This is a genomic window from Candidatus Solirubrobacter pratensis, assembly GCF_000425945.1.
In the GTDB taxonomy this organism is placed as follows: Bacteria; Actinomycetota; Thermoleophilia; order Solirubrobacterales; family Solirubrobacteraceae; genus Solirubrobacter; species Solirubrobacter pratensis.
In genome coordinates, this window is the sequence record NZ_KE384482.1 from 170,113 (window position 1) to 179,081 (window position 8,969).

At 72.3% G+C, this 8,969-nt stretch carries 9 protein-coding genes; 2 read left to right on the plus strand and 7 right to left on the minus strand.

The features are described from left to right. Positions 1-13: 13 nt before the first annotated feature. From H958_RS0133765 to H958_RS0133790, 6 genes are all read right to left on the minus strand, one after another. Positions 14-559 (minus strand): NUDIX domain-containing protein, encoded by a 546-nt coding sequence (locus H958_RS0133765; RefSeq protein WP_028061877.1) that lies wholly within the window; start codon positions 557-559, stop codon positions 14-16. Continuing rightward, positions 556-1,662 carry a M20/M25/M40 family metallo-hydrolase gene (locus tag H958_RS42450; protein ID WP_051325191.1) on the minus strand — a complete coding sequence of 369 codons (1,107 nt, stop codon included), beginning with the start codon at positions 1,660-1,662 and terminating at the stop codon, positions 556-558. The genes H958_RS0133765 and H958_RS42450 overlap by 4 nt, the downstream gene beginning before the upstream one ends. Continuing rightward, positions 1,659-3,329: a CTP synthase gene (locus tag H958_RS0133775; RefSeq protein WP_028061878.1), complete on the minus strand. Its 1,671-nt coding sequence runs from the start codon at positions 3,327-3,329 to the stop codon at positions 1,659-1,661. Before H958_RS0133775 ends, H958_RS42450 begins: the two co-directional genes overlap by 4 nt. Positions 3,330-3,376: 47 nt before the next feature. Beyond that, positions 3,377-5,038, minus strand: a complete 1,662-nt coding sequence (gene recN, locus H958_RS0133780) for a DNA repair protein RecN (RefSeq protein ID WP_028061879.1) — start codon at positions 5,036-5,038, stop codon at positions 3,377-3,379. Between the two features lie 190 nt (positions 5,039-5,228). Next, positions 5,229-6,080: an NAD(+)/NADH kinase gene (locus H958_RS0133785; RefSeq protein WP_028061880.1), complete on the minus strand. Its 852-nt coding sequence runs from the start codon at positions 6,078-6,080 to the stop codon at positions 5,229-5,231. Continuing rightward, entirely contained in the window at positions 6,074-6,847 is a 774-nt protein-coding gene (locus H958_RS0133790) for a TlyA family RNA methyltransferase (protein WP_028061881.1), read from the minus strand. Before H958_RS0133790 ends, H958_RS0133785 begins: the two co-directional genes overlap by 7 nt. A 115-nt stretch (positions 6,848-6,962) precedes the next feature. Here H958_RS0133790 and H958_RS0133795 point away from each other — a divergent pair, with 115 nt between their 5' ends. Beyond that, the gene (locus tag H958_RS0133795) at positions 6,963-8,009 is read left to right on the plus strand and encodes a hypothetical protein (protein WP_156028485.1); all 1,047 of its coding nucleotides are present in this window, start codon (positions 6,963-6,965) and stop codon (positions 8,007-8,009) included. A gap of 180 nt (positions 8,010-8,189) precedes the next feature. Here the strand turns inward: H958_RS0133795 and H958_RS0133800 are convergent, their stop codons facing one another. Continuing rightward, on the minus strand, positions 8,190-8,588 hold the full coding sequence (locus H958_RS0133800) for a hypothetical protein (protein WP_028061883.1): 399 nt from the start codon (positions 8,586-8,588) through the stop codon (positions 8,190-8,192). On the opposite strand from H958_RS0133800, the gene H958_RS47200 reads away from it, so the two are divergent. After that, the coding region (locus H958_RS47200) for a hypothetical protein (RefSeq protein WP_196807711.1) at positions 8,587-8,969 on the plus strand (383 nt) is incomplete at its 3' end. The genes H958_RS0133800 and H958_RS47200 overlap by 2 nt on opposite strands.

Consider the following 8,969-nt stretch of genomic DNA (forward strand, 5'->3'; position numbering starts at 1 on the left):
GCGATCGCCGCGGTCAGCCGGCCGCGAGGCGGACCTTGAGCTTCAGCAGTCCGATCAGGGTCTTGGAGTCCTTGGTTTCCTCCAGGATCGTGTCGAGGTCCGACAGCGGGCGGACATCGACGTCGATGCGCTCGTTCTCGTCCACCTCCGGGCGCTCTTCGGCGTCCGTGATCCCGGTGGCCAGGAAGAGGTGGACCTCTTCGTTGGCGAAGCCGGGCGACGTATAGAAGGAGCCCAGCGACTCCCAGTGCTCGGCGCGCTTGCCGATCTCCTCCGCGAGCTCCCGCTTGCCGGCCTCGAGCGGGCTCTCGCCGTCCTCGTCCAGCTTGCCCGCGGGGATCTCCAGCAGGTCCGGTACGCCGACCGCTTCGCGCGGCTGGCGGACGAACCACAGGTTCTCGTCGTCGTCGAGTACCACCACGCCCACGGCGCCCGGGTGCACAACCGCGTCGCGGACGACCTCCTCGCCGTCCTGATGGCGGAACTTGTCGCGCCGCAGCGTGATGAAGCCCCCCTCGTAGAGGACTTCGGAGTCGATCAGCTCGAATCGGGAGCTCATACGGTGGCGGCCTCCTCGAGAAGCGCGAACGTGACATCCAGCATCCCCTCGAGCGCGCTCACGGACACGCGCTCGGTCGGCTCATGATTGTGCTCGGTCCCGTTGGCGATGTTCACGCATGGGAGCCTGGCCGCCTCGAAGACGTTCGCGTCCGAGGCCCCGCCGGTCGCGATCCGGCGTGGCTCGTAGCCGCAAGCGCGCAGCGCCGCCTCAGCGGCGGCCACGGCCGGGGCCGACGGCTTCTGGCGGTACCCGATGACCTGCTTCTCGGTGATCACGTCGACGTCGCACTCGCCGTGGGAGGCGCCGTCGTGCAGGGCGTCGATCATCTTCGCCAGCACCTCGTCCGCGCGATCGGCGTCGACCGAGCGAACCTCGGCGAGCAGCCGCGCGCGCTCGGCGACCACGTTCGTGGACTCGACGCCGCCGCTGAAGTGGCCGAGGTTTGCCGTCGTCTGCTCGTCGATCCGGCCGTGCGGCATGTGCGCTGCGGCATACGCCGCCGCGAGGATGGCGGAGCGGCCCTCCTCCGGGCGCAGCCCCGCGTGCGCGGCCTTGCCGTGGAACTCGGCCTCGATGCGATAGAGCGTCGGGGAGGCGACCACGACCTCGCCGATCGGCGTCGCGTGGTCGAACACGTAGCCGAATTCCGAGCGCAGCCGCGAGACATCGAAGCGCTTGGCGCCCTGCAGCCCGATCTCCTCCGCCACCGTGAACACGAGCTCCAGGCCGACCGGCGCGCCTTCGACGGTGCAGCGGCGCGCGACCTCGAGGATCGTGGCGACGGCAGCCTTGTTGTCAGCGCCGAGGATGCCGGCGTTGGCGTTCTCCCAGCCGTCATCGACCAGCACCGGCTCGATGGCAGCCAGCGGCGGCACGGTGTCAAGGTGCGCGCACAGCATGATCGAGCGCTCGCCGCGGCCGGCGAGGCGCGCGACGACGTTCCCGGCCTCATCGCTCTCGACCTGTAGGCCCATGCCGCGCAGCTCGCGGCTGACGCGCTCGGCGCACTCCGCCTCCTCCCACGACGGGCTTTGGATGCGGCAGAGCGCGGCGAACGTGTCGGCCAGACGAGTCTTCTCGGCCTCGCTCGCCGGCCTCACCGGGTGGCCGCGGCCTCGGTGCCGATCTCCTCCGGGCGCTGATCGCGAGCGCGCGCCAGCGCGGCATCCACGAAGTCGCGGAACAGCGGCGCCGGGCGCTCAGGCCGAGACTTGAACTCGGGGTGGTACTGGGACGCGACGAAGAACGGGTGGTCGTTGATCTCGATGACCTCGACCAGCCGCTCATCCGGCGAGGTGCCGGAGCAGATCAGCCCCGCGGCCTCGAGCCGCTTGCGCAGGAAGTTGTTGACCTCGTAGCGATGGCGATGCCGCTCGTAGATGACGGCCTCGCCGTAGATCTCGCGCGCCCGCGTGTTCGGGTGCAGCTTGATCGGGTCCGCGCCGAGCCGCATGGTGCCGCCCATGTCGGCGACCTCCTTCTGCTCGGGCAGCAGATCGATCACGGGGTACGGCGTCTCGGGATCGAACTCGGTCGAGTTCGCGCCATCCATGCCGACGATGTGACGCGCGAAGTCGGCCACCGCCATCTGCATGCCGAGGCAGATGCCGAGGAACGGGATCCGCTGCTCGCGGGAGATCCGCGCCGCCGTGATCTTGCCCTCGATCCCGCGCACGCCGAAGCCGCCGGGGATCAGGATGCCGTCGGCGCGGGCGAGTCGCGCGCGCACCTCGCCGTCGTCCAGCGTCTCGGAGTCCACCCAGTCGATCTCGATCCCGCAGCCGTGCATGAAGCCCGAGTGGCGCAGGGCTTCGACGACGGAGAGGTAGGCGTCCTCGAGCTTGACGTACTTGCCGACCAGCGCGATCCGCACGGGTGACTGGCTCTCCGCCTCCGTCGCCTGGCGCACGAGGTGCTCCCATTGCCCCAGCTCCGGCTTGCCGGCGTCCAGCCCGAAGTGCTCGAGGACGAAGTCGTCGACGCCCTCCGCGTGGTAGTAGAGCGGGATCTTGTAGATGTTGTCGACGTCGCGGCCGGAGACGATCGCGTCCACGGGCAGCGAGGCGAAGAGCGCGATCTTCTTGCGGACGTCGAGCGGCAGGCCGCCCTCGGAGCGGCAAATCAGCATGTCCGGCGCGATGCCGATGCGCCGCAGCTCGTTGACCGAGTGCTGCGTCGGCTTGGTTTTGAGCTCGCCCGCATGGCCGATGTAGGGCACGAGCGTCAAGTGGATGAACATCGTCCGCCGGCGCCCGACGTCGACCGGGAACTGGCGGATCGCCTCCAGGAACGGCAGCGACTCGATGTCGCCCACCGTGCCGCCGATCTCCGTGATGACGACGTCGACGTCCTGCGTCTCGCCGATCAGCCGGATGCGGTGCTTGATCTCGTCGGTGATGTGCGGGACGACCTGCACCGTGCCGCCCAGGTAGTCGCCGCGGCGCTCCTTGCGGATGACGGAGTTGTAGACGGCGCCTGCGGTCACGTTCGATGCGCGCGACGTGTTCGCGTCGGTGAAGCGCTCGTAATGGCCGAGGTCCAGGTCGGTCTCCGCACCGTCCTCGGTGACGAACACCTCGCCGTGCTGGAACGGCGACATCGTCCCGGGATCGATGTTGATGTATGGATCGAACTTCTGGATCGCGACCTTGAGGCCGCGAGCGACGAGGAGGCGGCCGATGGAAGCGGCGGCAATCCCCTTCCCAAGAGAAGAGACCACTCCCCCGGTGACGAAGATGTATCGGGTTCGGGGCCTGGGATCGGGCATGCGTTCTCCTTGGGTCTCCTCCCAGTCTAGAGGGGGGATCGGCGGCCTCAGGCCGCCTTCAGAAGCTCCTGTGCGTGACGTCGGGCTGCCGCGTCCTCGCGGTCGGCCCCCAGCATCCGGACGAGCTCGCCCACGACGTCGCCCTTGTGCAGCTGGGTGACGGTCGTCCGGGCGGTGCCGGCCGAGGTGTCCTTGACGATCGTGAAGTGCCGGTCGGCCATCGAGGCGATCTGCGGCAGATGGGTGATGCAGATGACCTGGCGGCCCGCCGCGAGCGCGCGCAGCTGCTCGCCGACCGCGCGCGCCGTCTGCCCGCCGATGCCGGCGTCGACCTCGTCGAACACGAGCGTCGCGGGCCCGGCCTCCGCCGCCGCGCCCATCAGCGCGAGCATCACGCGCGAGAGCTCGCCGCCTGACGCCGTCTCCCGCAGCGGGCCGGCGGGCACGCCTGGGTTGGGGGCGATCAGGAACTCGACCTCGTCGCCGCCCGTCGGCCCGTAGGCGTCGCGCGGCGTGAGCGCGGCCGTGAACTCGCCGCCCTCCATCGCGAGCGCCTTCAGCCGGTCGCGCACCGCTTCCCCGAGCGCCTTGCCGGCCGCCGTCCGCGCCTTCGTCAGCGCCCGCGCCTGCTTGGCGAGGGCCGCGCGAGCGGACTCCAGCTCGCGCTCGGTCGCCTCGATCGCCTCCTCGGCGCCTGTCAGCTCGTCACGCCGCGCGCGGCATGACGTTGCGTACTCGAGTACCGCGGCGATCGTGCCGCCGTGCTTGCGCTTCAGCCGGTCCAGGAGGGCGAGCCGCTCCTCGACCTCGTCCAGCCGGCCCGGCGGCGCATCCACGCCCTCGCCGTAGCGGCGCAGCTCGTGCGCCAGATCGTCGGCCTCGAGTGCGAGCGCGCGAACGCGGCCGGCGAGCGAGTCCAGCTCGGCATCGACGCCGCCGACGGCCTCGAGCGCTTGCGCCGCCGCCGCGAGCGCCAACGCGGCTCCGCCCGTGTCCTCCTCGCCGTCGAGCGCGCCGACGCCCGCCGCCACGGCGCCGCGCAGCGCCTCCACATGACGCAGCCGCCCGCGCTCGGCCTCAAGCGCGGCCTCCTCGTCCTCGGACGGATCGGCGCGCTCGATCTCCGCGAGCTCCCACTCGAGCAGGTCCAGCTCGCGATCCCGAGCGCCCGCGCGCTCGCGCAGCACGGCGAGCCGCTCCTGCAACGCGCGCTCGCGCGCATAGGCGTCGCGGCATGCTTCCCGGCGTGCGGCCTGCTCGGGGCCGGCGAACCCGTCGAGGATCTCCAGCTGGGCCGACGCGAGCATCAGCTTGCGGTGCTCATGCTGGCCGTAGAACGAGAGCAGGACGGTGCCGACGTCGCGCAGATCCGCCGCCGTGGCGCTGCGGCCGCCCAGATACGCGCGCGTCCTGCCCTCCGCGCTCACGCGCCGCGCGAGGACGAGCTCCTCGGCGTCGTCGGGCAAGCGGTCGCCCAGCTCCGACCGCAGCTCCTCGGGCAGCGCGAACACGCCTTCGACGTAGGCCTCCGCGGCGCCGGGCCGGACGATGCCCGACCGGGGCTTGCCACCGAGCAGCAGATCCAGCGCGTGCGCGAGCACGGTCTTCCCCGCCCCGGTCTCACCCGTGAGCACATTCAGGCCGGTGCCGAGGCACAGTTCGGCCCGCTCGATCAGGAGGAGGTTCTCTACGCGCAGCTCGTGCAGCACCCCTGGGGGTCTACCAGCGGGTCCCGACGGATCGCTGCTCGAACACGCGTTTGTGCGTGTTTCGGCACAGCTTCGGCACACAGTTGTCACGAATCGCGTGTCACATGTGCGGCCCGAGCCCGGAAAATGGATCGCGATGAACGCCACCGCCCTCCTCCCCACCGTCGCCTTTGAGCCGAGCCGTGGCGCGCTAGCGGGCGAGCCGGCCGAAGCGCTCGCGCAGCCGGTGGTAGAAGGACGCGCCGGGGAGCTGAGCGAGCTCGGCGTGCATCAGACCGAACTCCACGTGGACGTCCTCGCCCGGCGAGAGCTCGAGCGTCGGGCGGCCGTCGACGTGGATCTCGACGGGTTCCTCGCGCGACGCGTTGTTGATCGTGAGCTCGTCGCTCGGCGCGACGACGAGCGCGCGTGCGGTGAGCGAATGCGGCGCTATGAACGAGACGACGAAGCCCTCCACGCCCCAGGCCAGCACCGGACCCCCGTTGGCGAGGTTGTAGCCGGTCGACCCCTGTGGCGTCGCGACGACCAGGCCGTCGCAGCGGACGCGTCCGATCTCCTCGCCCGCGAGCGCGTAGGCGAGGTCGGCGACGCGCAGGCCCGCCTTGCGGTGCACGGAGATGTCGTTGAGCGCGCTCCAGGTGCCCTCGGGGCGGCCGACGGAGATCGTCGGCAGCTGGATCGTCTCGAACTCGCCGGCGAAGGCGCGGTCGAAGTCGTCGCCGAGGCCGTCGGGATCGACGGTGGCGAGGAACCCCACTTCGCCGTAGTTGACACCGAAGACCGGCACGCCGGCGCCCGCGTAGTGGCGCAGAGCGGTCAGGATCGTGCCGTCGCCGCCGAGAGCGAAGCACAGCTCGACGTCGGCCGGCAGCTGCTGGACGATCTCCACCCCAGGCCCGAGCTCGAGCCCGTGCTTGGCGGCCTCGTGCTCGGTGAACATCAGGGTCCCGCGGGCACGCCGCGCCGCCTCGACGAGCTCCAGCACCGCCGGCGTCGTCTCGGCCGTCCGCCGGTGCGTCAGCACGCTCGCGCGCCTCACCATGTCGTCAGGGCCTCCGCCGCGCCTTCGCGGCCGGCCTCGGCGAGCCAGAGGAAGGTCTCGCGGTTGCCGGACGGGCCTTCGAGCGACGAGGGGGCGGAGCCCATCACGGTGGCGCCCGCGGCCTGGGCGCAGCCGGCGACGGAGATGACGGCCTCGCGGCGCAGCTCGGGGTCCCGCACGACCCCGCCCTTGCCGATCCGCTCGCGCCCGACCTCGAACTGCGGCTTGACCATCGCGAGGCAGTCGAACCGCGGGCCGGCGCATGCGAGCACGGCCGGAAGGACCTTGGTGAGCGAGATGAAGGAGACGTCGAGCGTGATCAGATCGGGCTGATACGGCAGCTGTCCCGGCTCGACCGCGCGGGCGTTGACGCGCTCGATCACCGTCACGCGAGGATCCTCGCGCAGGCGATAGTCGAGCTCGCCGTACGCGACGTCGAGGGCGATGACGTGGAGGGCGCCGCGCTGGAGCATGCAGTCGGTGAAGCCGCCCGTCGAGGCGCCGACGTCGAGCGCGCGCCGGCCGGCGACGGGGACCTCGAGCGCGTCGAGCGCGTTGGCCAGCTTCACGCCGCCACGGCTGACGTACGGCGGCGGAGCGTCGACCTCGAGCTCGATCGCGGGATCGACCATCTGGCCCGGCTTGTCCGCGCGGCGGCGGCCAGGGCCGAGGTGCACCGTCCCGGCGAGCACGGCGGCCGCGGCGCGCGTGCGGGACTCGAACAAGCCGCGCTCCGCCAGCAGGGAGTCCAGGCGCACGCGGGGCACGGGCCAACACGGTACCGGCAGCGTGCGTGCAGCCGACGCGTCCCTATCCGCGGCGTGCGCGGCCGGTCCAGGAACGTGCTCAAGCCGCGGCCGGATGGAGCCGATGCGGATGCGGATGCGTCACGGTCTCCCGTTCCTGCTCGTGCTCCTGCTGCTCGTGCCGGCGCGGGCGATCGCGCAGGACGACGGCTCGAGCGACCCCGAGGCGCCGCCCGGCGAGACCGACACCGGCTCCGGCGACCAGTCGCAGGACCCCGGGCTTGGCGAGCTCGACTACAACAGTCCGGCCGCGCGGATCTCGCGCGGCACGCCGCTCGTGTTCGCCGTCCGGACGGAGGCGCCGGCGGGCAGCGTGGTGATCCGCGTATCGAGCTCCGACGACACCGACGCCGACGGCCGACTGGCCGACGAGGACGGTGCCTGGGTCGACGAGACCGCCACCGCCGGCGGCGACGGACTCCAGACCTGGACGGCCCCGGCGTCCTCGCTCCTGCGCCGGCGGCCGGGACACTACTTCTGGCAGGCGTACCTCCAGGGCGAGGCCGCCGACGAGTCCGAGGACCCGATCGGCCCGGTCCGCGAGCTGGTCGTCACGCAGCCGATGGCGTTCCGTGGCCGCGGCAAGCTCTTCCCGAAGTTCGGCCGCGGCGGTGGCACGAGCTTCTATCTCTCCTCCGCCGGCTTCCCCGCGACGGTGACGGGCAAGCGGTTCCGGGCCCTCGCCAAGGAGACCGCCGCCCGTTGGGGGCTGCGCACGCTGCGCTGGACGTCGGCCGTCGCGGGGCGGCAGGACGGGTTCAACGTCGCCGGATTCTCCTCCGCGGTGCCCGACGACGTGCTCGGCGTGGAGACCGACTACACGGTCCGCGGGCGCGTGATCGAGCGCGATCTGGCGCTGAACCCGGACGAGAACTGGACTGCCGGGCCGGATTACCCGGCCCTCGACGAGGTCGACCTCGAGAGCGTGCTGCTGCACGAGCTCGGCCACATGGCGGGGAACAGGCGGCACCGCAAGCACTGCGCGAACTCGCCGATGATCGACGCGCTCGGCGAGGGCGAGTGGTGGCGCGGGTCGCGCGATCACTGGTTCGCCGACTGCTCGGGCTCGGCCCACATGTCGCGGGCCGGCGTGCTGGCGCATCGCGTCATTCGCATCGACTGAGCGGGCACGGCGGTGCGCTCCGGAGGCGAGACGACGCCCCGGTGCTCAGGGGGCGGGACGACATCCGGCGCCCCGGCAGCGTGCTCCCGGGCGGGCCGGAGAGCGCGGGGAGCCCGTGCGCCTGGAGGCGAGAGCCTTCCAGCCGGGGCCGCCGCGGTGCGGCGGCCCCGGCGGGAATGCCTACGGCGTCGTCGTGGACAGCGTGAACGTCAAGGTCTTGCTGTACGTCCCTGTGCGCAGCGCTTCCGCGGCGGCGATCGTCTGCTTGAGCCCGATCGTCACCTGGTCATTGCTCGCCGGACCCGCGTAGGTGAGCAGTGTGAGCGGCCCGGTTCCGAGCGGCGCGAACGCGGTGCTTTGCCCGGCCGTGCTCGCGGCCTTGACCTGAACCGGCTGTGCCAGCGCATAGGCGCCGTTGACCAGGTGCCCGGTGCTTGTCGCGCTGGGGTCGGAGACGGTCAGCGTCGCGTCGGCAGCCGAGCTCGACACCGTCGCCGCGACGGACGTCTGGTAGTCCTGGCCGACGCCGGCGGCGAATGCCCCGAGATTCGCGCTGCCGGAGAGCGAGAGCGACAGCATGCCGGGGACCGTGCCCGAGACCTGCGTGGGCGCGCTCACCGATGAAGCCGGCGGGATCGGGGTCGGCGTGGGCGTGGCGGTCGGCGTCGCCGTGGGCGTGGCGGTCGGCGTCGCCGTGGGCGTGGCGGTCGGCGTCGCCGTGGGCGTGGCGGTCGGCGTCGCCGTGGGCGTCGCCGTCGGCGTCGCCGTGGGCGTCGCCGTCGGCGTCGCGGTCGGCGTCGCCGTGGGCGTCGCGGTCGGCGTCGCCGTCGGCGTCGCGGTCGGCGTCGCCGTGGGCGTCGCCGTCGGCGTCGCGGTCGGCGTCGCCGTGGGCGTCGCGGTCGGCGTCGCCGTGGGCGTCGCGGTCGGCGTCGCCGTGGGCGTCGCGGTCGGCGTCGCCGT

Bases quoted from the DNA above. Each gene is read 5' to 3' on its own strand.
- H958_RS0133765 (WP_028061877.1), bottom strand. From the start codon at position 559: ATGAGCTCCCGATTCGAGCTGATCGACTCCGAAGTCCTCTACGAGGGG.
- H958_RS0133775 (WP_028061878.1), bottom strand. From the start codon at position 3,329: ATGCCCGATCCCAGGCCCCGAACCCGATACATCTTCGTCACCGGGGGA.
- H958_RS0133785 (WP_028061880.1), bottom strand. From the start codon at position 6,080: ATGGTGAGGCGCGCGAGCGTGCTGACGCACCGGCGGACGGCCGAGACG.
- H958_RS0133795 (WP_156028485.1), top strand. From the start codon at position 6,963: ATGCGTCACGGTCTCCCGTTCCTGCTCGTGCTCCTGCTGCTCGTGCCG.
- H958_RS0133800 (WP_028061883.1), bottom strand. From the start codon at position 8,588: ATGCTGTCGCTCTCGCTCTCCGGCAGCGCGAATCTCGGGGCATTCGCC.